Origin of the sequence: Streptosporangium longisporum (assembly GCF_039534895.1) — a bacterium.
GTDB lineage: Bacteria > Actinomycetota > Actinomycetes > Streptosporangiales > Streptosporangiaceae > Streptosporangium > Streptosporangium longisporum.
This window is the reverse complement of sequence record NZ_BAAAWD010000001.1, coordinates 1-21,855: the sequence shown is the minus strand read 5'-3', so window position 1 is coordinate 21,855 and position 21,855 is coordinate 1. Positions and strand designations below refer to the sequence as shown.

Sequence of the window (21,855 nt, the reverse complement as noted above, 5' to 3'; positions counted from 1 at the left end):
CGCGTCTCCCCTCCGTCCGGCCGTTCCCGGCCCCTCACCCACGCGTCCTTCCCGGCCGCCCGGCCGGGGACACCTCGGCGGGCCTACAGCCCGACGCTGGCCAGTGCCCGCTTGTAGGCGTCGACGCTCCGGACGGGCTCGTCGATGCGCTCCAGGACCTGCGCCGCGGTCAGCCAGGCGTGGGCGGTGTCCCGGGTGACGGGCGAGCGCTCCAGGCACTCGGCCCCGGCTCCCAGCTCCCGCGAGGCCTCCTCCTGCCTGCCCAGCTCGGCGAGGGTCTGGCCGTACAGCAGCCGGGCCTCGGCCTGCATGATCTGCGGCATGCCGTCGAGGAGGTCGCAGACGGCCCGCATGCGCTCCGCGGCCGGCTCGGGCCGGGAGAGCAGCAGTTCCACCCGGGAGAGGTTCATCGCGCAGCGCATCTTGTCCATGGGGTTGGCGGAGCTCTCGGCGAGCTCGCCCTCCACCTTCAGCAGCACGTCGCGCCAGGCCTCGGCCTCCATCGGCCGGGCGGTCAGCAGCACCTGGGCGTAGTCGCCGCGAAGGCGGGCCAGCCGGCGCGGGTCGCCGTACTCGGACTGGATGGCCAGGGACCGCTCGACGTGGGCCACGGCCTCCTGGGCCTGCCCGCTCTCGACGGCGACGATCGCGGCGCCCCAGTGCGCCAGGGTGAGCGCCTGCGGGGTGCCGAGGGACTCGGCCGCGGCCAGCAGCTCGGCCGAGAACTGGCGCGCCCGCAGCAGGTCGCCGCGGCTGACGTAGGCGACGAGGAGCTGGCCGCCCAGCCGCATCAGGCCGTCGTTCCAGGCAGGGCGGACCGCGCCGCCGAGGATCTGCTCGGGGACCTGCACCGCCCGCGCCAGGTCGCCCTTCTCGCGGTGGCAGCGGGAGAGCGCGACGGCGACCGCGACCTGACGCTCGGGGTTCATGACCACCGTGTCGTTCTCGCGCAGTCCGTCGAGCAGGACGATCGCCTCGTCCAGGTCGCCACAGGCCTCGGTCGCCAGGGCGAGGCCGTACTCGGCGTCCTGGCGGAGCTGCGGCAGGCCCGCCAGGCCGCCGTCGGCGAGGAGCTCCGCGTAGCGGGTGCGGGCCTCGACGACCTCGCCGTTCTCCATGGCCAGCTTCGCGTAGCCCAGCGCGAGCTCGATCTCCTGCATCTGCTCGGCCGTGACCCCGTTCACCAGGTAGGTGAGCGAGCAGTCGAGTTTCTCGGCAAGAAGCTCCAACACGGCAGGGGTCGGAGTACGCTTGCCACTCTCGATGAGAGAGACGTAGCTATCCGACAGTTCCGGGTGAGCGAGCTGCGCCTGGGAAAGACCACGTTGCCGACGGACGGTCTTGATGCGTTGACCGACTAAGTCTTGACCAGTCACGTTACCCCTTGAAAGATAGTGTTGAGCAGCAGAACCCACGACAGGAGTCTCCCCGTGCGCCGACGTCTTACCTTGTCCCTGTCTGCCCTCGCCATGCTATTTGCGGCTGCTTTTGCCGTCTCTGGCAATGCTACGACCGTGAGCGCTGATTCGTCTGCCCCTCAGAACGACACCTCCAACTATTCTTTGCCCTTGAACGCCATGGGCGAGCTGGGCTGGAATGGTCCCGACTAATCAGCGACTCAGTTCACCGGTAGGGCCGGAAGTCCGACCGGAACGGGATCCGCTTCCGCGACGGGCTTCCAGACGCTGAGTCACCGTCTTCGGTGAACCCGGCGTCGTCCACCCCGGCTTCCGCACCCGGGGTCCGGTACGGATGTCCCTGAGGCCAGGTCTTCGCAGACCTGGCCTTTCGCTTGTCGCGAACACGACCGCCCGCCGCCGGGCCGATCCGGCGCTTCGGGTGATCTTCTCCGGCCCTTTTCGTTCCTCCGGGCCTTTGTTTCTCGGGGCCTTCGTTTTTCGCGAGCCGCCTGCGGCATGAGGCGTCTCACTGCTCGCAGACCACGCCGTCCCCGTCCACGTCGATGTACCAGTCGTACTGCTTGTGGACGCCACGCGTGTACGGGCCGTACCCGTCGGCGGTCGCCTGCTTGCAGGTGGCGTACCGGGGATGGTCACCCCCGCCGGCAGGAGCGGACGCCGAGGTCGTCCGGGGGGACGGGTTCGTCGCGGGCGGGTCGGTGGCGCCCTGACCGGTCCCGCTCCGGTCGGTCCCGACCGGGTCGGCGGCCGGATCGGCCGCCGGGTTGGTTACCGGGTTCGTGGCCGGATCGGCCGGGTTCGTGGCCGGGGTGGTGGGCACCTGCTGGCTCGGCGACGGACCCGCAGAGGGATCGGTGGGCGGGGTGAAGACCGACCCGGTCGTCTGGGGGCTCGGCGCCGGCTGCGTCCCGGCGGGGCGGGAACCGATCAGCCGGACGACCATCGCGTCCGCCTGCTCCTTGGTGAAGGCCCCGGCGATGCTCAGGCTGTCGTCGGTGATCGCCTGAGCCACCCGGGGAGCGGCCACCACCTTCTCCCCCACCACGATCGCGATCTGCTGCCTGACCGGGTCGTCCTCGTTGACCGCCTCCTCGGTCAGGGCGTTGATCTGGTCGCGGAAGGCGGGGGCGAACGCGATCCTGACCGAGTAGCCGCCGCTCTTCTCCTGAACGGCCTCGATCTTCCGCACCGCGTTCACGGTGATCCCCGCGGCGACCGTGTAGCAGTTCTGCCCGAGGTCGTCGGGGTAGGTCTCCGGGACCGTGCAGGCACCGGCCTTCACCTCGGTCACCGGCGCGAAGTGGATGGGGACCACCAGCCGGCTGGGCGGAGGGGCACCGAGCGGCATGTCGGGGTTGCGGGTCATGAGCACCGCGATGGTGCCGAGAACTCCGGTGATCAGTACGACCACGACCAGGGCCGCCACCAGGATCGCGGTGGTGGCCCGGCTCGCCCGCGGCACCACCGGGCCCGCGAACGGGGGCTTGCCGCCCCCCGGCACATCCGCCCCGGGTGCGTTCGTTCCCGGCGCACCCGTCCCTGGCACACCGGGGGTTCCGGGCATGCCGGGGGTTCCGGGCATGCCGGGGGTTCCGGGCATGCCGGGCCCGGGGACGCCCGCGGTTCCGGGGACATCGGGCCCGGGGAGACCGGCGGGCCCGGGCACACCGGCCCCGGGGAGACCGCCGGATCCGGGGAGACCGGCGGGGCCGGGAGGACCCGCGGCCCCGTATGCGGGAGCGGCTCCGGGAGGACCGGCGCCGGGCGCGTCCATCCCGAAGCCGCCCACCCGCGTCGTCGCCTCTCCCGGATCGTCCGGTTCCCGGCCACCGGGTCCTGTCCGTCCGGCCCACGTCCCGGCGTGTCCCGGGTCGCCGTATCCGGGGTCGCGGTATCCCTGGTCGCCGTATCCAAGATCGCCGTGGTCCGGGCGGCCCGGCCCGTCGTGATCCGGATGGCCCGGAGCGCCGTACTCCGAAGCGCCGTACTCCGAAGCGCCGTACTCCGAAGCGCCGTACTCCGGAGCGCCGGAGCCACGGCCGGGAACGTCCTGGACACCGGGAAGCTCCTCACCGGATCCGCCGGTGCCACGGGCATGGCGTCCGGGCGACGCGCCGGGACGCGACGGCGGCGTGAAGGCGTCATAGGTGTCGGACGTGAAGATGTCCTGAAGGCCGGGCGGGAGGGCACCGGGGAAACCGGGCACGAAGACGTCCCGGGAACCCGGCGGCGTGAAGGCGTCACGGGAACCGGGGGTGAAAGCATCACGATCACCCCGCGTGAAGGCGTCACGGGCACCCGGCGTGAAGGCGTCACGGGCACCGGGCGTGGGCTCCCGGGAGCTCCCGGACGGGTCGTCGGGGCCGGCTGGAGGCCCCTGCGGTCCGGGCGGCGTCCCACCCTGCCCCGCGTGCATCCCCATCGTCACGTCCCCGCGTTCCTCACAGCCGTTCGCGTCCGTTCGCGGCGAGCCTACCGATCGGCGCGAGAAGCCGGTAACCCTCTAGGTCAGGACATGTGGCGAACGGCGGGTCATGCTCCCGGCCGGGACGCGTCCCGGGTCCCCGCGGGCGACGGAACGGGCCCCGGCCTCCCCGGTCCCGGCCTCCCCCTCACCCCGTCGTCCCCGCGCCGGAACATCATCGGAACGTCGTCGGCACGCCGCCGACCTGGCCGTTCGTCCCGCCCGCGCGTGATCGCCCCCTTTCGGGGAACGCACAGGGGGAACGCACACCGCGGACGAGGACACGCGCCCACCCTGGAGGAGCCGTGAGAATCTCAGTTCCCCGCGAGGTCAAGAACCACGAGTACCGCGTGGCCCTGACGCCCGCCGGAGCGCACGAGTTCGTCCGGCACGGCCACCGGGTCTTCGTCGAGAAGGACGCCGGGCTGGGGTCCTCCATCCCCGACGCCGACTTCCGGAACGTGGGCGCGACCATCGTGGACTCGGCCGACGACGTGTGGGCCGAGGGGGACCTGGTCCTGAAGGTCAAGGAACCGGTCCCCGAGGAGTACCACCGGATGCGCAAGGGCCAGGTGCTCTTCACCTACCTGCACCTGGCCGCCTCCCGGGCGTGCACGCTGGCCATGCTCGAGTCCGGTGTCACCGGCGTCGCGTACGAGACCGTGCAGAGCCCCGCGGGGTTCCTGCCGCTGCTGGCCCCGATGTCGGAGGTGGCCGGGCGGCTCGCCCCGCAGGTGGGGGCGTACCACCTGATGCGCCAGGGGGGGCGGGCGGGGCGTGCTGATGGGCGGGGTCCCGGGGGTGCGCGCGGCCTCCGTGGTGGTGATCGGCGCCGGGGTCTCCGGCATGAACGCCGCGGTCATCGCGCTGGGCATGCAGGCGGAGGTGCTGCTGCTGGACCGCGACATCGACCGGCTGCGCCAGGCGGACGTGATCTACAAGGGCCACTGCAAGACCGTCGCGTCCAACGCGTACGAGATCGAGCGGGCGGTGCTGGACGCGGACCTGGTGATCGGCGCGGTGCTGATACCGGGCGCGCGGGCGCCCAAGCTGGTGAGCAACGAGCTGGTCTCGCGGATGAAGCCGGGGTCGGTGCTGGTGGACATCTCCATCGACCAGGGCGGCTGCTTCGAGGACTCCCGCCCCACCACCCACGACGACCCGACGTACCGGGTGCACGGGTCGGTGTTCTACTGCGTGGCCAACATGCCGGGCGCGGTGCCGCACACCTCGACGTACGCGCTGACCAACGTGACCGTCCCCTACGCGCTGGCGATCGCCGACCGGGGCTGGCGGGAGGCCCTGCGCGCCGATCCGGCGCTGGAGGCGGGCCTGAACACCCACGAGGGGCACCTGACCAACCGGCCCGTGGCCGAGGCCCACGGGCTGGAGGCGGTGCTTTCGCAGGACGTGCTGCGCGGCTAGGGTCCCTCCCGCCCGCGCCACCGTGCTGCGCGGTCAGGGTCCCCCTCCCGCCCGCGCCACCGGCGAGGGGCGCCGCGGACGGGAACGGAACCGGCCTCAGGGGCCGACCGGGTCCCGGCGGCGCGCGCGCCACTTGTCGAGCAGGAGCGGGATCTCCTCATGGCAGAAGGCCATGAAGTCCCGCATCTCCGCCAGGGTGCGGCCGGGGCGGGTGTCGGGGCCGCCGATCGCCGTCAGGCCCTCCTCGATGGCCTCCACGACCAGCTGAAGGCGGTTGCCCTTGGTGAGGGTCGCCTCCCACCACGTGTCGTCGCTGATGCCGTAGAGATCGCGCCGCGACCCCGGCACCGGCACCCGGTGGATCATGCCGATGGTCGTCAGATGGCGTACGGCACCCGAGATGGCGCCGGAGCTGGCGTCGAGCCGCTCGGACAGGTCGGCCGCGCTGAGCGCGTCCTCCTCGGCGGTCATCACGGTCAGCAGCACCCTGGCGGCCATGGGCGGGAAGTTCCACTCGGCCATCTGGCGGCTCATCCGCTCCACGAACTGACGCACGGCTTCTTCGTCTCTCATCGGTCCTCCTCGGTCGGGCGTCAGGGGTTCGCACGAACTACTTTCATTTATCTCTGAAGCTTCTGTATGTTCTGAAGAGTGAACAACATCATCTCCGTGTCCGGCCTGACGAAGCGTTTCGGCCGGACGCGCGCGCTGGACGGCCTGGACCTCGACGTCCGGGCAGGCCAGGTGCACGGCTTCCTGGGCCCGAACGGGGCGGGCAAGTCGACCACCATTCGCATCCTGCTCGGCCTGTTGCGGGCCGACGCAGGCACGGTCCGCCTGCTGGGCGGCGACCCCTGGAAGGACGCCGTCGAGCTCCACCGCCGTCTGGCGTACGTGCCGGGCGACGTCACCCTATGGCCCAACCTGTCCGGTGGCGAGGTCATCGACCTGCTCGGCCGGTTGCGCGGCGGCCTCGACAGGGCACGCAAGAAGGACCTGATCGAGCGCTTCGAGCTGGACCCGCGCAAGAAGGGACGCGCCTACTCCAAGGGCAACCGGCAGAAGGTCGCCCTGGTCGCCGCGCTCGCCTCGGACGTGGAGCTCCTGCTGCTGGACGAGCCCACCTCCGGGCTGGATCCGCTGATGGAGGCGGTCTTCACCGACTACATCGGCGAGGTCCGCACGCAGGGCCGCACCGTGCTGCTGTCCAGCCACATCCTGGCCGAGGTGGAGAAGCTCTGCGACCGGGTGAGCATCGTCCGCGACGGCCGCACGGTCGAGACCGGCACCCTGGCCGAGCTGCGCCACCTGACCCGTACCTCCGTCACCGCCGAGCTGGCCGCCCCGCCCGGCGGCCTCACCGGCCTCACCGGCGTCCACGGGCTCCGCGTCAGCGGCGACCGGGTGTCCTTCGAGGTCGACGCCGACGGCCTGGGCGAGGCGCTGCGGCAGCTGTCGGCCCTCGGGGTGCGCTCACTCACCAGCCGTCCGCCGACGCTGGAGGAGCTCTTCCTGCGTCACTACCAGGGCGAGCCGGCCCGATGACCGGCACCTGGTCCCTGGTCCGGCTGATCCTGCGCCGCGACAGGTTCCTCCTCCCGCCGTGGGTGATGGTGATCGCCGTGCTGCCGGTCGTCCAGACCTCCGGCATCGCGGAGCTGTACACCGACGAGGCCGCCCTGCGCCGGTTCGCCGCCTCGATGGGCTCCGCCCCGGCCTTCTCCGCCCTGTACGGGCCGGTCTTGCACTGGAACGCCGCCGCCATGGGCGTGTGGCGGGCGGGCTTCACCCCGGTCGTACTGGCGCTGGCCGTGATCCTGACCGTGGTCAGGCACACCCGGGCGGAGGAGGAGACGGGCCGCCGCGAGCTGCTGGGCGCCGCCGTGCTGGGACGCCGGGCCGCCCTGTCGGCGGCGCTGATCGTGGCCGGGACGGCCTGCCTGGCCGTCGGGCTGATCGTCACCCTCTCCTTCCGCGCCTACCCCGCCCCGGGCGCGCTCGCCACGGGGCTGGGCTACGCCTGCGTCGGCATGGTGTTCGCGGCGGTGGCCGCCGTGGCCGCGCAGCTCACCGAGAGCGCGGGCGGCGCCAGGGCGATCGCGATCTCGGTGCTCGGCCTGGCGTTCGCCCTGCGGATGGCGGGCGACACCGGTGGCACCGGCTGGTTGTCGTGGTCCTCCCCCATCGCCTGGGGACAGCGGATGCGCCCGTTCGCGGGGGAGGAATGGTGGCCGCTGGGCCTGTTCGCCGCGCTGGTGATCACGCTCTGCGCGCTCTCCTACGCGCTGGCCGGACGCAGGGACCTCGGGGCGGGCCTGCTGCCTCCCCGGCTGGGACCCGCCGACGCCGCCCCCGGTCTCGCCACCCCCCTGGCGCTGGCCTGGCGCCTGCACCGGGGATCGCTGGCCGGCTGGAGCGCGGCCGTCGCCTTCGGCGGCGCCGTGGTGGGCGCCACGGCCCAGGCCGCCTCCGGCGCGCTCGGGCAGAACAGACAGGCCCTGGAGATGCTGGCCAGGCTGGGCGGCGGTGCCGGCGTGGGCCAGGCCCTCATCGCGAGCGTGGTGAGCATCCTGGGCATCGCCGTCTCCGGCTACGCGATCCAGGCCGCGTCGCGGATGCGTACCGAGGAGACGCTGATGCGGGCCGAGCCGCTGCTGTGCGCCGCGGTGAGCAGGCGAAGGTGGACGGCGAGCCACCTGGTGTTCGCGTTCGGGGGCCCCGTCGTGGTCCTGGCGGTCCTGGGGCTGTCGGCCGGGATCGCCTACGGGGCCGTCACCGGCGATCCGGGCGCCCACGTGCCCGAGGTGCTGGGGGCCGCGCTGGTCCAGCTGCCCGCGGTGTGGACGCTGAGCGCGCTGGTGATGGCCCTGTTCGGGCTGCTGCCCAGGCTGCTCCCCCTGGCCTGGGCGGTGCTGGCGGCATTCCTGGTGTTCGGGCAGGTCGGCGCGCTGCTGGACCTGCCGGGGGCGCTCGTGGACCTGTCCCCGTTCAGCCACCTGCCCCGCCTGCCCGGCGGGGAGGTGACGGCGACGCCGCTGATCACGCTGGTGGCGATCGCGGCGGCGCTGACGGCCGCGGGCCTGTACGGCTTCCGCCGACGCGACATCGGCTGACCGGCCCGCGCGGTCCCCGGGCCCGCCCCGGATCCGAACGCGGATCCGAGCGCGGATCCGAGCGCGGCCAGAGCGAGGGTTCGAGCACGCCCGGGTACGGGTCCGGCCCCGGATCCAGGCGCGGATCCGGGGCCGGGCGGGCCTGCGTCGGTCAGGGAGCCGAGCTGGCGCTGGGCGCGGGGGTCGCCTCGCCGGTGGCCGCCGGGCTCTGGTCGGGCGTCGCGGCCGGTGCGGACGACGGGGCGGTCGCCGGGATGGGCGCCTCGGCGGTGGTGGTGCCCACGCCCCCGCTGCAGGACGCGCCGAGCTCGGGGGTGTCCGGCCCGTTCTTGTACTTGCTGATGAACTTGGGCAGGCGCGGGTCGTCGGCCCCGTTCAGCTTGAGCTGCTTGTTCCAGGAGCTGGCCACCACCTTGGCGGGCAGGCCCGGGTAGGGGCTGAGCAGCATGTAGTCCTTGGAGGCCAGCTCCCTGAGGGTGTCCACCTCGGCCTTGGGCAGGTCGGGCCGGTAGGTGATCCACACGGCGCCGTGTTCCATGGAGTGGACGGCGTTCTCGTTGTTGATCGGCTGGTCGTAGATGCCGCAGTTCTGCCAGGCCGAGCTGTGCTCCCCGCCCATCGGCGGGGTCTCCTTGTACGAGACCTTCTTCTCGACGTGGAGGCTGCCCGGATACTTGGCGCTCGAGACCGCGTCCAGCGACGTCCTCGAACGCTCGCCGATCAGGTAGAAGGCGACGACCCCCACGAGCAGGACGATGACGAGACCGCCGCCACCCCACATCAGGAGCGAGGTCCTGCGTTCCTTGCGCTTCTGCTCCTCACGCATCCTGTTGAGGTGCTCGCGCCTCGCCTGCGCCTTTTCCTTGGTCATCGACCCTCCAGCCGGCAAACAACTTTTGTCACCCTATGCCCTAGTGGCGTATGTGGAGAATAAGGGTCTGACAACGTGCGACACAGCAGTGATTCCTGACAGTGGGTACGCTGAGGAGATAATGGAAACCGCGGTTCACGATGGTGCAAAGCCCAAGCGCAGGCTGGCGCTCGGCGCGCTGCTCGGCTGCCTGCTGGTGGCCGTCGTCCTGCTGCTCGTCATGGGGAGGACGACCTCCCCGACCGACGCCTCACCCGAGGCGGGTTTCGCCCGTGACATGTCCGTCCACCACGCCCAGGCCGTCGAGATGTCCTTCGTCGCCAGGGACGGGAGCAGGGACGAGGCGCTGCGGCGGCTGGCGTACGACATCATCGTCACGCAGACGGCACAGCGCGGGATCTTCACCGGCTGGCTGCAGCAGTGGGGGCTCAACCAGTCGGGCGAGCGGCCCGCCATGGCGTGGATGGCCGGTCACGGCGGCCACGGCGGCACCGGTGGCGGCGCTGTAACGCCGGGAGCCCAGGCCACGATGCCCGGTATGGCCTCGCAGGACGAGCTCACGAGGCTCCGCGCGGCCACCGGAAAGGACCAGGAGGTGCTCTTCCTGCAGCTCATGATCCGTCACCACGAGGGCGGCGTGCAGATGGGCCGGAGCCTGCTGAAACTGTCCGACCGCGACGAGGTGGCCACCATGGCACGGCACATCGTCAACGGTCAGACGGGCGAGATCGAGTTGATGACCGACATGTTGCGGCAGCGCGGCGCCCAGCGCCTGCCTTCCATCCTTTAGTGGCGTCGGCGCGTCCGTGTGCGGCCGGTTCCCGGCCAGGGCAGCATGGAGCCAACCTGGCCGGAGGAATGAGAATGGTGAACGACGAGCCGGAGAACCGGCTGGAGGTGAGCATCTCCGCCGAGGTGGAAATGGGGCAGTACGCCAACTTCGCCTCCGTGTGGCACACCCAAGATGGCTTCGTCCTGGACTTCGCGGTGATCACCCGGCCGCCCCAGCTGGCCAACGACCCCTCCTCCGGAGAGCACTTCGTGAGCGTGCCGACCCGGATCGTCAGCCGGATCCGCATCCCCCCGAGCCAGGTGTTCGAGCTGATGAAGGCCCTCGAACAGCAGCTCACCGCCTACGAGCACGAGACCGGCCACAAGAACTGAGCGCCCGGGTGACGCCCTGAGACGGAAGGCGGCCCCGGCCGCGCCCGTCCCGTCCCCGGTCCATGCCGGGTCCGGGCCGGGCGGGCTCACGCCGGAGGCCGGGTCGCGAGTGCCCCGCCGGGAAGGCCGGGCCGCGTGGGCTCACGCCGGGGAGAGGCGCATCTCCTCCGCCACGGCTGCGGCGAACGCGTCCACGTCGGCCTCGGTGGTGTCGAACGCGGTCATCCAGCGGACCTCGCCGGTGGCCTCGTTCCAGGTGTAGAAGCGGAAACGCTTCTGCAGGCGCGCGGTCACGTCCCCGGGCAGGATCGCGAAGACCGCGTTGGCCTGCACCGGACGCGGGATCCGCACGCCGGGCACGTCCCGCACGGCCTCGGCCAGCCGGAGCGCCATGGCGTTGGCGTTGCGGGCGTTGCGCAGCCACAGGTCTCCCGCGAGCAGGGCCTCGAACTGCACCGAGACGAACCGCATCTTGGACGCGAGCTGCATGGCGCTCTTGCGCAGGTAGCGCAGGCCCCGCACGGCGCCGGGATCGAGCACCACCACGGCCTCGCCGAACATCAACCCCGCCTTGGTGCCGCCGAAGGAGAGCACGTCCACCCCCGCGTCCGTGGTGAACGCGCGCAGCGGCACGTCGAGCGCGGCCGCGGCGTTGGTGGCGCGGGCGCCGTCGAGGTGGACGACCATGCCCAGGCCGTGGGCGTGGTCGCAGATCGCCCTGATCTCCTCGGGCGTGTAGAGCGTGCCCAGCTCGGTGGTCTGGGTGATCGACACGACCTTGGGCTGGGCCCGGTGCTCGTCGCCGAAGCCCCACGCCTGCCTGTCGATCAGCTCGGGGGTGAGCTTGCCGTCCGGGGTGGCGACCGGCAGCAGCTTCAGCCCGGCCGACCGCTCGGGGGCACCGCCCTCGTCGGTGTGGATGTGCGCGGACTCCGCGCAGATCACCGCCTCCCAGTGGGCGGTCATCGAGCGGAGCGCGACCACGTTGGCGCCGGTGCCGTTGAACATCGGCCAGACCTCGGCGGCCGGGCCGAAGTGCCCGCGGAAGACGTCCTGCAGCGCGGCGGTGTAGACGTCGTCGCCGTAGGCGGTCTGGTGGCCCCCGTTGGCGAGCGCGACCGCCTGGAGGATCTCCGGGTGGACCCCGGCGTAGTTGTCGCTGGCGAAGCCCTTCACCAGCGGGTCGTGCCTGCGGACGGCGTCCGTCATGGGCTCTCCTTCCCTCAGCCGGTGCCCGGCCCGGCGGTGAGGTCGATCCGGGTGCCGTTGGCGTCGGTCTCCCACAGCCGCTCGACCGCCTCGGCGAGGTCGTCGACGTCGGTGAATCCGGGGAAGGCCCGCTCCGGGCTCGCCTCGCGCATGCCCTCGTGCACGAGCGCCTTGACCACCAGGACGTTCGCGGTGGCGCCGGTGCCCTCCAGGGCGTCGGCGAAGGCCAGGGTCCACGCCTCGGAGGCGGCCTTGGCCGTGCCGTACGCCGCGTTGCCCTGGGTGGGCCGCTCGGCGGCCTTGGCCGAGACGATGGCGAACCGGCCGCGCTCGGCCGCCTTGAGCAGCGGCTCGAAGGCCAGCGTGACGTGCTGGAGGGTACGGATCAGCAGGTCGTGCAGGAGCGCCCAGTCCTCCAGCGACGTCTCGGCGAAGGTCTTCGACCCGCGCCAGCCGCCGACCAGGTGCACGATCCCGTCCACGTGGCCGTGCTCGGCCGCCACGTCCCGCGCCAGATCCCTGACGGCGTCGGTGTCGAGCAGGTCGACCGCGAGCAGGCCGTCGGCGCCGCTCCTGTCGACGCCGATCACCGTGTGGCCCTGCCCGGTGAACCTGCGCGTGACGGCCCGGCCCGCGGGACCGCCCGCGCCGGTGACAAGGATGATCATGCTCGGATGCCCTTCGTGGAGTCGACGACATCGCCGAGCTTACGGCGCAGGGCCTCGTAGAACATGCTGAGGGGGAACTCGTCGGGCAGCACCGCGTCCACCGCGGTCTTCGGGAATCCCTCGGCGGGCAGCGCGGCCGCGCCACGTGCCCAGACCGAGGCCGGGTGCGGCTCGACGTAGGCGGCGACCAGCTGGTGGGCGGCCAGCCAGTGGGCGAGCTTGGAGCGGTCGATGCCGTCCCGGTAGAGCTTCTCGACCTCGGCCCGCAGGTCGGCGACGCCTCCGGCGAGCCGCTCCCAGTCGACGCTGAGCCGGTTGTCGGTCCACCGCACCACGTCGTTGCGGTGCAGGTACGCGAACAGCAGCTGCCCGCCCAGGCCGTCGTAGTTGCGGACCCGGCCGCCGGTGATCGGGAAGCGGAACAGCCGGTCGAACAGGATCGCCAGCTGCACGTAGCGGGCGTGCGGCACGTTCTCGCGCTCCAGCCTCACGGCCTCGCCGAACGCGGTCAGGTCGCAGCGGAGCTCCTCCAGGGAGTACAGCCAGTACGGCATGCGCTGCTTGATCATGAACGGGTCGAACGGCAGGTCGCCGTGGCTGTGGGTGCGGTCGTGGATCAGGTCCCAGAGCACGAAGGTGTCCTGGGCCAGCTCCTGCGAGGCGATCAGCCTGGCCGCGTCCGGCGGCAGGTCCAGCTTGAGGGTGGCCGCGGCGGCGCCGCTCACCGCGCGGAAGCGGGCGGCCTCGCGGTCGGCGAAGATCCCGCCCCAGGTGAAGCGGGCCGGGGTCTCACGGACGGCGACGGTCTCGGGGAAGAGCACCGCCGAGTTCGTGTCGTAGCCGGAGGTGAAGTCCTCGAAGGCGATCGGCACGAACATCGGGTTGTCGTAGCGGGTCCGCTCCAGCTCGGCCAGCCAGTCCGGCCAGATCGTGCGGATCCACACCGCCTCCAGGTGCCGGAACGTGGTGCCGTTCTGGGTGTACATCGGGAAGACCACCAGGTGCTCCAGGCCGTCGACCCGCTGGGTGTCGGGGTGGAACGCCTCCAGCGCGTCGAGGAAGTCGGGCACCCCGAGGCCTCCCTCGGCCCACGTGTTCAGGTCGGCGACGACGGCGGCCAGGTAGGCGGCGTCGTGCGGGAAGCGCGGCGCGAGCCGCTCGACGTGCCCGGCGATCTCGGCGACCAGGCCGGCGGCCCGCTCCCGGTCGCGTTCGACCGAGCCGTCCTTGGCCTGCAGCGGCCGGAGCGCCTCCACGGCCTCCTTCAGCGCCCGGAACTCGGCCCGGCCCGCCTGCTCGTCCCGCGACCGGCTCGCGGACGAGGGCGTCCGCGCGGCCCAGGTGATCAGGTTGCCCCAGAGGGCGGCGTGGTCGTGGTCGCCGATCGAGTCGTCGCCGAACAGGTCGGAGTCGGCCAGGACCACGACCCGGCCCTCGCCGTGCCGTACGGCCACCGCCAGCGGACGTCCGGCCGGGGTCGCGGTCGCGGAGGTACGGAACAGCACGGTCGCGTCCTGGGGGGCGGTGAGCGTCCCGGCGCGGTAGAAGCAGGCGCGCCGGGCCCCGGCCAGCAGGTCCTGCCCGGCGGCGACCCCCTCCCCGGGTACGCCCATCACCCAGGAGGCCACGCCGTTGTGGGCGTTCCCGGGATCGTGGGCCAGGGTGTTCTCGACGCCCACCCCGAAGCGCGCGAGCAGCTCGGTGAGGTTGCTGCCGTACTTCTCCTGCTCGTACTCGGCCATCACGACCAGCCCGCCGCCCGCGCGCACGTACTCCTCGACGGCGTCCAGCTCGCCGGCGGGCAGAACGGGGTCACCGCCGGTGGTGCGCTCCCAGCGTTCGGTGGAGGGGTGCGCGATCACGAGCACGTCCTGCCCGTCCAGCAGGTCCGGGGTCAGAGGGCCGCCGGTGTGCGCGGCCACGGTGTGCCCCAGCGCGCGCAGCACCCCGGCGGCGCGGACGTAGCCGCTGTCATCGGGATGGCCCGGATTCATCGTCTCGGCCACGTCCCGCCGGATGGTCCACGACTCGCCGTGTGCTTCGTCGAACAGTACCCGCGGTAGCGCCGTCACGATAAATCCTCCTTCTCATCGAGCGTAATGCCGGAAAATATACACGCTACAGTCCCGTTTCAGTAGTTCTGTACGGGTTGACGGGTGCGGGCCGGGCACGCGAAAGGGCCGGTCGTCCCGGGTCGGGACGACCGGCCCTCGGCCGTACGGGGAACGCGGCTCCCCGGGATCGGGCTTCTAGACGGCCTTGCCGGCGCGGACCCATCCGGTGAAGGCGGCCCACTGGCCCGAGGTGAGCACCAGCGCCGGACCGGACGGATCCTTGCTGTCCCGCACCCCGACCCTCGCGCCGGACAACCTCGCCACCTCCACACAGTCGCCGCCGTTGCCGCCGGACAGTGACGACTTCACCCAGATGGCCTGACTCAGCTCGCGATCCATCGATCCCTCCCTCCCAGGGGGCATCCGCTACCGACGCTAGAGCGTCTCGTCGGCGCGGACCCATCCGGTGAAGGCGGCCCACTGCCCCGAGGTCAGCACCAGCGCCGGACCGGACGGATCCTTGCTGTCCCGCACCCCGACCCACGCGCCGGACAACCTCGCCACCTCCACGCATTCTCCGCCGTTACCGCCGGACAACGACGACTTCACCCACGTCGCCTCGCTCAGCTCGCGATCCATCGTTCCCTCATCTCCTCGATCAGTTCCAGCGATGCTCGCTGCGGTAGAGCCTCTGCCTTGATCGCCTCGTATTTGGTCATGATGTCCGCTACGTCATCAGGGCGATCGGAAATCTGCCCATGTCCGGCCGACTCCACGTAAACACTATTGGCGATTCCCTTGGCCTGTGCAATGAAAAATCCGCCCAGGAATCCCACGGTGCTTCCTGTTCCAGAAGGAACGATCTGAACAGTGACAGAAGAGCGTCGTCCCATGTGAAGCAGGTGATCCAGCTGTCCCACCATGACCGATGCGCCACCGACGCGGCGACTCAGTACCCCCTCATCGAGAACGACCCACAGCATGGGGGGATCTTCTCGTTCCAGGATGAGCTGGCGCTCCAGTCTGGCCGTCACATTTCTCTCCACACCGTCCGCGGGAGCACGGGGTTCATCACTGAAGAGCACCCGCGCGTATTCGGCCGTCTGCAGCAACCCCGGCATGATGAGCGGCTGCCAGGTCCGCAGGCTCTCGGCGGCCTGCTCGATCTCCGCCCATGGCCGAAACCAGGCCGGTAACCGGGCCGCGACGTTGTCCATCATCTCCTTGATGCGGATCAACGCGCCGTCGGCACCCAGGGCCTGGTCGCACCTGCGGACGAAATCCTCGGTCGGGGGACGACGGCCGGTCTCCGCCATGGAGACGGTGCCCAGCGCGAAGCCGATCCGCCTGGCCAGCTTCTCCTGGGACAGACCGGCCTCGTGGCGATGGCGGCGGAGCTCGAATCCGAAGAAGGCGACCGGTGACGTGGTCGGGTCGAGCACCTTGGCCTGCGGCATGGGACATCACCTCGGTTTCATCGGCGGTTTCACAAGAACCGTTGAACATGCGCCGCGTTCTTTCGATTACCGACTGTAGTGGAGCGGTGTCATGCTGCGAAGGCATATCCGGAATCCGGCCGTCGGAGCAGGTGACATGAATCCCGCGATCAACTCCTGGTGGAAATACCCGGGCGACCGATACGAGATCCTCGGAAAGGTATTCCTCAACCTGGATCCCGCCTCCGCGTCGAAGGCCCGCGCGCATGTGAGGGAATGGCTCGGCGACGACCATCCCGCGTACGAGAATGTGCGGCTGGCGACCTCCGAGCTGGTCACGAACGCGGTTCTGCACGCGCGGCGGAGGAATCCCGGTGACCTGGTGTCGTTCACCCTGGCCCGCCGCGAGGAGCTGCTGCGCGTGGAGGTCCTGGACCCGGGCGGTGGCCCCTGGCGGCCCCGGGAGCCCGGTGGCGTACCGGGCGACGGGGAACGCGGGCGCGGGCTCGGCATCGTCGCCGAGGTGTCCCGGAACCGATGGGGAGTCCGTGACCTGGGAGAGCGGGGCCGCGTCGTGTGGTGCGCGATCGACGGTGAGGGGCCGCCGTGCGGGTGATCGTGAGCCTCACCCGCGACGGGGTCATGATCAGCGCTCCGGGTCAGCGAGGAGTGCTGGTCGGTTTCGACGCCTGGGAGGCGTTCCTGCGACGGGCCAAGAACGGCTGGTTCGACCCGGGACCGCGTGAGGCGGAAAGCCCGCGCGGTACAGGCTTTCCTCGACCAGAGAACCGTCCCGGAGTGTCTTCCCGCGCGTTTCCGAAAAGCACCGCCTGATTCGCGGACATGATGACAATCGCCGATGAGCGGACAACGCGGTTCGTCGCCGGCCCTTTTCTTCGGGTCACAGCTCGCGTACGGCGATGCCGGGATAATCGAGCACGAGACCGGATTCGTCGTAGACCAGGCGGCACGCGAAGCCGAAGGCGGGCGAGGCGTAGTCGTAGCACCGGCGTGAGCCCTCGTCGCCGACGCGGAGGTAGTCCTGCTCCAGCCGTTCGACGGCGAGGTCGACGGCGCGCACGTAGGCGGCGGGGGCCTTCGCCGCGGCCCCGGGCCGAAGACCCAGCCGGTGCACGGGAAAGGCGTTGGTCATCGCCGAGGACTCCAGGTCGACGTCCAGGCAGCCGTCCAGATGGGGGGCCGGTTCGCCGTCGACGCGCCAGCGGCCCGCGCCGTCGGCCTCCAGCACGGTGCTCCGGGACCCCTCGGCCGAGTGCCCGCCGATCCTGGCGCTTCGCGTGACCCAGGCGGCGTCCACCTCGATGACGTAGTCGACGGCCCAGGTCACGCCGTCCTCGACCGCGGTCGTCCACCCCTCGATGCGGTGGCCGTCGCCCAGCGGGTGGAAGTAGACCACCTCGAAGCCGGTGCGCGCGTCGAGATGCCGCCAGGCCGCCGTCCGCGGCGGTGTCGTGAAGGTCATGTCCGCTCCTTCTCGTGATCCCGTGGGAGGTCCGTCCGGATCGTCATGACCGTATCGGCGCCGTGAGCGTGACCGCGACGGTGCGCGGGACGAGCTCGTCCCGCGCACCGCCGGAGGGGAAGGGCTCAGTGGTGGGAGTAGATGTTGGGCGCCGGGTGGTTCTCCTGGATCTCCCGGTGGTTGCCCTCCGCACCCCAGAGCGACCGGTAGGACTGGACGTTGTCCGGGTGGGCCTTCGCGTGCCGGTCGAACACGACCCAGTTCACCGGCTGGAAGTAGACGTCGCTCTCGTCCGGCGTGGTGAGCGAGCCGGTGTAGCGGTAGGTGGAGTGGTTCGCGGGCAGCAGGTTCCTCAGGTGGACGCCGTGCAGGGGCCTGGACGCGCCGAGGGCCGGGGGCGACGTGATCAGGCGGTCGTGCTCGGACAGGCCGTGAAACTCCTTGGAGTCGACGAGGACCGAGAAGACCACGTACCCCTTCGGGCCGGTCGCCTTCTCGTGCACCAGGTGGGCCTCGATCGGGGCGAAGGGCTGACCGGCGAAGCGGTGCTCGGCGTGACCGTGGAAGTGCACGTTGATCAGGTTGTACCGCTGGCCGCCGTAGGTGATGTACGGCTGGGAGCCACCGGCGCCGATGACGAACCGGACGTCGTCGTGCTCGCCGGCCTCACCGACCGGAGCGCGGTCCTGGAACAGGAGCGTTCCGTCGACGCTCTGCGGATAGTGGACGTCGATCGGGACCTGGTGACCCGGGCACGCGACCGAGCGGTCGATCGTGATGGGGCTCTGCACGGCGGCGTCGGTGCCGGTGCCGTGACACGGCCGTGCGACGCCCGCCTGCACGGGAGCGGAGAGAGCGGTGAACGGGAGGAGAAAAGCGGCAGCCACCGCTAGGGGGGCAAGACGGTACCGCACCATGTGCCTTTCGTACGAAGGATGCCTTTTATGTCGCGTGCGGGCACGCAAGGGTGCTATGTCGGCATTAAAGGCGGCATAAAGGCATTGGCGAGGTTAGCGGAAGAAGGTGAACTCTCAACCTGGTTTTCCGGTGACCAAAACGACCATAAGTAAACGGACGATTACAAGCGGGGTGAGGGGTCCGTACGAGATCGTCTTCCCGGGCGGCGCCGGTCCCGCCCGGCGCGCTCCGCCCTGCGTGAACGGCGTGGCCGCCCTTGCCCGGCCGCCCTACGCTCGCGGCATGGAGATCGTCCGTCTGCTGCCCGAGCTTCACCAGCTGCGTTTCGAGGTCGGCCACGCCTACCTGTGGGCCGACCCCGGGGCGCTGACGTTGATCGACACCGGCGTGGCCGGCTCCGGGCCCGCGATCGCCGAGGCGGTCCGGAGCCTGGGCCGCGATCCCGGTGAGATCCGCACCGTGGTGCTGACCCACTTCCACGAGGACCACACCGGCTCGGCCGCCGAGGTCGCCGGCTGGGGGGACGTCACGGTGATGGCGCACCGCCTCGAGGCCCCGGTCGTCCGCGGGGAGGTCCCCGGGCCGCCGCCCGTCTTCACCGACGCCCCGGACTGGGAGCGCGACCTGTACGAGAACATGGTGAAGCCGCCCCCGGCGCCGCCCTGCCGGGTGGACCGCGAGCTGGAGGACGGGGACGTGATCGACTTCGGTGGCGGGGCACGGGTGGTCCTCGCGGACGGCCACACCGACGGCAGCGTCGCCGTGTACCTGCCCGGCCGTCGCGTCCTGTTCACCGGCGACGCCGTCGCGAGCATGGACGGCACCCCGATCCTGGGCGTGTTCAACCTCGACCGTCCCCGCGCCGCCGAGACCTTCCGCAGGCTCGCCGCCCTGGACGCGGACACGGTCTGCTTCGGTCACGGGGACCCGCTCACCGGCGGGCCGGGCGAGGCGTCGGAGGCCCTGCGCGCCGCGGCCTCCCGGCTTCCGGCCCGCGATCGGCAGGGTCGCGGGACGCAGGAGAGCCAGACCGGTCGGCAGGGTCGCGGGACCCAGGAGAGCCGGACCGGTGGCCGTGGTCGCGGCCGTCTCCCCGCTGCCCGTTCCCGAGCCGGGGTTCACGGTCCCCGGGCAGGGCTGCACGGCCTGCCCCACGCTCGCGGGCGTGCCGACGCCCGGCCTGCCCGCCCCGCGGTCCTCTTACCCCGCCAGGGGGACCCCGGATCAGTCCCGCGGCGGACGACCCGGCGCGGGGCCGCCGCCTACCGTCCTGGTGGCGGGCCGTCGCGGCCCCCGTACGGACAGGAGAGGCCCGTGTTCACCGACTCCGCCCGGCTCCGGCGCGTCGCCTCCGGCACGCCGCCGATCGTCGCCCCGCCGCTCCGGCCACTACCCGACCGAGCTACCCGACCGAGCTGCCCGGCCGGACCACGCCCGACTCGTACGCGAACACCACCGCCTGAGCCCGGTCGCGCAGGTGGAGCTTCATCAGCACCCGCGCCACGTGGGTCTTGACCGTGGCCTCGCCGACGAAGAGCTCCGCGGCGATCTCGGCGTTGGTCAGGCCGCGGGCCAGCGAGCGCAGCACCTCCAGCTCGCGCGGGGTGAGCTCGGCGAGCTGCGGCGGGGGCGCGGGGTCGTGCCGGCCGGCGAAGGAGGCGATGACGCGGGTGGTGACGGCCGGGTCCAGCAGGGCGTCGCCCGCGACGACCACCCGGATCGCCTCCACCAGCTGCTCGGGCGGTGACACCTTGAGCAGGAACCCGCTGGTCCCGGCGCGCAGCGCGGCGTAGAGGTTCTCGTCGGTGTCGAAGGTGGTCAGCATGACCACCTTGGGCGGGTCCTGCTGGCCCAGCAGTTCCCTGGCCGCGGTGAGGCCGTCCATGCGGGGCATCGAGATGTCCATCAGCACGATGTCCGGCCTGGTCCTGCGGGCCACGGCGAGCGCCTCGATCCCGTCGGGGGCCTCGCCGACCACCTCCAGGCCGGGCTCGCTCTCCACGACCAGCTTCAGACCGGCGCGGACCATCGCCTGGTCGTCGGCGATGACGACGCGGATGTTCACTTCTTCTCCTTGGCCGACGACTGGGCACCTCGTTCCCGGGACGCGCGGTCGACGACCCGTACGGCCGTGCGCGTGCGCCGGACGGGAGGGGGGAACCGCCATGCGGGGAGACTAAAGCCTGGTGACCGTCTTGCCCATAGGACAAAACGCCCGGACAAGCCGGTCACAAGTGGGACGCAAGTCGCCGGCGGACGGGCTCATCGCCTGAACCAGGGCCCGGCACCCCGGATGTGTAACCGCAGGGTTGCGTCTCCCTGAGCCCATGTGTAACCCTTGGGTGACACAAGACGCGAGGGGAAGAACCATGGACCGGATCGAGCACGAGATCTTCATCGATGCCACCGTCGAGCACGTGTGGCGACTCCTCACCCAGGCCGAGCACATCCGGGCCTGGTTCGCCTTCGACGGGGCGGACATCGACCTGCGCCCGGGTGGGACGCTGGTCCACACCTGGAAGGAGCACGGCTCCTTCCGGGGCGTCATCGAGCGGGTCGAGCGGCCCACGGTCTTCTCCTACCGGTACTCGTCGGTGCCGGACGAGGATCCACGACCGGGACACCAGACCCTTGTGACGTTCACCCTGTCCGCCGCCGACGGCGGCACGCGTCTCGTCGTGACCGAGAGCGGGTTCGACGAACTGGCCGTGGGGCCCGAGCAGCGGCGCATCCATGCCCGCGGCGCGGCCGACGGATGGACCGGCGGCCTGTCAGCGCTGCAGGATCACGCCGCGACGCCCGACCGCCTGGCACAGCGGCGGTGACCCGGCCACAGCCGCAGGTACTGGCGGCGCTGGCCGACCCCACCCGGTGGCACGTTCTGCAACTGCTCGCGGAGCGAGGTGAGCAGACGGCCACACAGCTGGCCGCCCCGTTGCCGGTCAGCCGGCCGGCGGTGATCAAACACCTGATCGCACTGCAGCAGCACGATCTGGTGTCCAGCCGCCGGCTGGGGCGCGCGCGACTCTACAGTGCGAACCCGTCCCGGCTGGCCGAGACCGCGCAGTGGATGGCGAGCGTCGCGACCACCTGGGAGGCCAACCTGCTGAGGCTCAAGGCGCTGGCGGAGGACACCCGGCATACCGAATGAGACCCCGGCCGGGGATGATGACCGGTCATCCCCGATGCGACCGCCCGCGCACGGTCGTCGGCACGAGAGGACGTTTCCGGCCGTCGCCGCGGACAGGTGCGTCCGGCGAGGCCGGACGGCCTCAGAAGGCCGGGAAGGAGACGCTGCGCACGAACCGGAGAGCGATCGCGTCGTCACAGGTGCCGGGCGCGCAAAAATAGATCAGCAGGGCGGCCTCGTCCGGCCGGTCGACCACCCAGCCGGTGAAGTCGAGCCGGCCTCCGCGCTGCGGGTCGGCGATCGTCCCCTGCAGCCGTGAGGCCGTCTTGCCGCCCACGCTCACCTGGACGACCTGGGAGAAGACGCTGACGGTGCCCGGGAGCGAGGACTGCAGGGTCTCCTGCAGCCGCTCGGCGCCGCTGCGCGGGTCGAGGGTGTCGAGCGTCTGCGCGTACAGGCCGGTGGCCTCCTGGGGGGTGGCCTTGATGATCTCGTTCGC

General features: G+C 71.5%; 22 protein-coding genes and 2 pseudogenes. 10 read left to right on the top strand and 14 right to left on the bottom strand.

The window, feature by feature from the left end; genetic code table 11:
* Nucleotides 1-83: 83 nt before the first annotated feature.
* Complete coding sequence (locus ABD832_RS00120; RefSeq protein WP_344886623.1) at nucleotides 84-1,376, bottom strand: helix-turn-helix domain-containing protein; 1,293 nt, start codon at nucleotides 1,374-1,376, stop codon at nucleotides 84-86.
* 550 nt (nucleotides 1,377-1,926) lie between these two features.
* Nucleotides 1,927-3,003 carry an excalibur calcium-binding domain-containing protein gene (locus tag ABD832_RS00115; protein ID WP_344886621.1) on the bottom strand — a complete coding sequence of 359 codons (1,077 nt, stop codon included), beginning with the start codon at nucleotides 3,001-3,003 and terminating at the stop codon, nucleotides 1,927-1,929.
* Nucleotides 3,004-4,190: 1,187 nt separating this feature from the next.
* Between ABD832_RS00115 and ald the strand changes: the two are divergent.
* Nucleotides 4,191-5,310: pseudogene (gene ald / locus ABD832_RS00110) on the top strand (alanine dehydrogenase).
* A gap of 96 nt (nucleotides 5,311-5,406) precedes the next feature.
* On the opposite strand, the gene ABD832_RS00105 reads toward ald, so the two are convergent.
* On the bottom strand, nucleotides 5,407-5,883 hold the full coding sequence (locus tag ABD832_RS00105) for a GbsR/MarR family transcriptional regulator (RefSeq protein ID WP_344886619.1): 477 nt from the start codon (nucleotides 5,881-5,883) through the stop codon (nucleotides 5,407-5,409).
* A 78-nt stretch (nucleotides 5,884-5,961) separates the two neighbouring features.
* On the opposite strand from ABD832_RS00105, the gene ABD832_RS00100 reads away from it, so the two are divergent.
* Together ABD832_RS00100 and ABD832_RS00095 are read left to right on the top strand one after the other, a co-directional pair.
* Nucleotides 5,962-6,855, top strand: a complete 894-nt coding sequence (locus ABD832_RS00100) for an ABC transporter ATP-binding protein (RefSeq protein ID WP_344886617.1) — start codon at nucleotides 5,962-5,964, stop codon at nucleotides 6,853-6,855.
* Nucleotides 6,852-8,423, top strand: a complete 1,572-nt coding sequence (locus tag ABD832_RS00095; protein WP_344886615.1) for an ABC transporter permease — start codon at nucleotides 6,852-6,854, stop codon at nucleotides 8,421-8,423. Before ABD832_RS00100 ends, ABD832_RS00095 begins: the two co-directional genes overlap by 4 nt.
* Before the next feature lie 151 nt (nucleotides 8,424-8,574).
* On the opposite strand, the gene ABD832_RS00090 is transcribed toward ABD832_RS00095, so the two are convergent.
* The gene (locus ABD832_RS00090; protein WP_344886613.1) at nucleotides 8,575-9,294 is read right to left on the bottom strand and encodes a thioredoxin-like domain-containing protein; all 720 of its coding nucleotides are present in this window, start codon (nucleotides 9,292-9,294) and stop codon (nucleotides 8,575-8,577) included.
* Nucleotides 9,295-9,415: 121 nt separating this feature from the next.
* Between ABD832_RS00090 and ABD832_RS00085 the strand changes: the two genes are divergently transcribed.
* Together ABD832_RS00085 and ABD832_RS00080 are read left to right on the top strand one after the other, a co-directional pair.
* A complete protein-coding gene (locus ABD832_RS00085) occupies nucleotides 9,416-10,084 on the top strand; it encodes a DUF305 domain-containing protein (protein WP_344886611.1) in 669 nt (222 codons plus the stop codon).
* Between the two features lie 74 nt (nucleotides 10,085-10,158).
* The gene (locus ABD832_RS00080) at nucleotides 10,159-10,458 is read left to right on the top strand and encodes a DUF3467 domain-containing protein (protein WP_344886609.1); all 300 of its coding nucleotides are present in this window, start codon (nucleotides 10,159-10,161) and stop codon (nucleotides 10,456-10,458) included.
* 141 nt (nucleotides 10,459-10,599) lie between these two features.
* Here ABD832_RS00080 and ABD832_RS00075 read toward each other — a convergent pair whose 3' ends face one another.
* The 6 genes from ABD832_RS00075 to ABD832_RS00050 form a co-directional block, all read right to left on the bottom strand.
* Nucleotides 10,600-11,667 carry a threonine aldolase family protein gene (locus ABD832_RS00075; RefSeq protein ID WP_344886607.1) on the bottom strand — a complete coding sequence of 356 codons (1,068 nt, stop codon included), beginning with the start codon at nucleotides 11,665-11,667 and terminating at the stop codon, nucleotides 10,600-10,602.
* Nucleotides 11,668-11,681: 14 nt separating this feature from the next.
* Entirely contained in the window at nucleotides 11,682-12,335 is a 654-nt protein-coding gene (locus ABD832_RS00070; protein WP_344886605.1) for an SDR family NAD(P)-dependent oxidoreductase, read from the bottom strand.
* A complete protein-coding gene (locus tag ABD832_RS00065) occupies nucleotides 12,332-14,407 on the bottom strand; it encodes a DUF6421 family protein (protein ID WP_344886603.1) in 2,076 nt (691 codons plus the stop codon). Before ABD832_RS00065 ends, ABD832_RS00070 begins: the two co-directional genes overlap by 4 nt.
* A 177-nt stretch (nucleotides 14,408-14,584) precedes the next feature.
* The gene (locus ABD832_RS00060) at nucleotides 14,585-14,788 is read right to left on the bottom strand and encodes a DUF397 domain-containing protein (protein ID WP_344886601.1); all 204 of its coding nucleotides are present in this window, start codon (nucleotides 14,786-14,788) and stop codon (nucleotides 14,585-14,587) included.
* Between the two features lie 36 nt (nucleotides 14,789-14,824).
* Nucleotides 14,825-15,028, bottom strand: coding sequence for a DUF397 domain-containing protein (locus ABD832_RS00055; RefSeq protein WP_344886599.1), 204 nt, complete (start codon nucleotides 15,026-15,028; stop codon nucleotides 14,825-14,827).
* On the bottom strand, nucleotides 15,013-15,846 hold the full coding sequence (locus ABD832_RS00050; RefSeq protein ID WP_344886597.1) for a helix-turn-helix domain-containing protein: 834 nt from the start codon (nucleotides 15,844-15,846) through the stop codon (nucleotides 15,013-15,015). Before ABD832_RS00050 ends, ABD832_RS00055 begins: the two co-directional genes overlap by 16 nt.
* Nucleotides 15,847-15,982: 136 nt before the next feature.
* On the opposite strand from ABD832_RS00050, the gene ABD832_RS00045 reads away from it, so the two are divergent.
* Both ABD832_RS00045 and ABD832_RS00040 read left to right on the top strand, forming a co-directional pair.
* A complete protein-coding gene (locus ABD832_RS00045) occupies nucleotides 15,983-16,441 on the top strand; it encodes an ATP-binding protein (protein WP_344886595.1) in 459 nt (152 codons plus the stop codon).
* Complete coding sequence (locus ABD832_RS00040) at nucleotides 16,432-16,659, top strand: hypothetical protein (RefSeq protein WP_344886593.1); 228 nt, start codon at nucleotides 16,432-16,434, stop codon at nucleotides 16,657-16,659. Before ABD832_RS00045 ends, ABD832_RS00040 begins: the two co-directional genes overlap by 10 nt.
* A gap of 67 nt (nucleotides 16,660-16,726) precedes the next feature.
* Here the strand turns inward: ABD832_RS00040 and ABD832_RS00035 are convergent, their stop codons facing one another.
* Both ABD832_RS00035 and ABD832_RS00030 read right to left on the bottom strand, forming a co-directional pair.
* Nucleotides 16,727-17,308, bottom strand: a complete 582-nt coding sequence (locus tag ABD832_RS00035; RefSeq protein ID WP_344886591.1) for a putative glycolipid-binding domain-containing protein — start codon at nucleotides 17,306-17,308, stop codon at nucleotides 16,727-16,729.
* Between the two features lie 125 nt (nucleotides 17,309-17,433).
* A complete protein-coding gene (locus ABD832_RS00030) occupies nucleotides 17,434-18,099 on the bottom strand; it encodes a carbonic anhydrase family protein (protein WP_344886589.1) in 666 nt (221 codons plus the stop codon).
* A gap of 409 nt (nucleotides 18,100-18,508) precedes the next feature.
* On the opposite strand from ABD832_RS00030, the gene ABD832_RS00025 reads away from it, so the two are divergent.
* A complete protein-coding gene (locus ABD832_RS00025; RefSeq protein ID WP_344886587.1) occupies nucleotides 18,509-19,741 on the top strand; it encodes an MBL fold metallo-hydrolase in 1,233 nt (410 codons plus the stop codon).
* Here the strand turns inward: ABD832_RS00025 and ABD832_RS00020 are convergent.
* The gene (locus tag ABD832_RS00020) at nucleotides 19,629-20,291 is read right to left on the bottom strand and encodes a response regulator (RefSeq protein ID WP_344886585.1); all 663 of its coding nucleotides are present in this window, start codon (nucleotides 20,289-20,291) and stop codon (nucleotides 19,629-19,631) included. The genes ABD832_RS00025 and ABD832_RS00020 overlap by 113 nt on opposite strands.
* A gap of 304 nt (nucleotides 20,292-20,595) precedes the next feature.
* Between ABD832_RS00020 and ABD832_RS00015 the strand changes: the two genes are divergently transcribed.
* Nucleotides 20,596-21,051: an SRPBCC domain-containing protein gene (locus ABD832_RS00015; RefSeq protein WP_344886583.1), complete on the top strand. Its 456-nt coding sequence runs from the start codon at nucleotides 20,596-20,598 to the stop codon at nucleotides 21,049-21,051.
* Nucleotides 21,048-21,377 (top strand): ArsR/SmtB family transcription factor, encoded by a 330-nt coding sequence (locus tag ABD832_RS00010; protein WP_344886581.1) that lies wholly within the window; start codon nucleotides 21,048-21,050, stop codon nucleotides 21,375-21,377. The genes ABD832_RS00015 and ABD832_RS00010 overlap by 4 nt, the downstream gene beginning before the upstream one ends.
* 121 nt (nucleotides 21,378-21,498) lie before the next feature.
* Here the strand turns inward: ABD832_RS00010 and ABD832_RS00005 are convergent.
* Nucleotides 21,499-21,855, bottom strand: a pseudogene (locus ABD832_RS00005) (serine/threonine protein kinase); the annotation flags it as partial.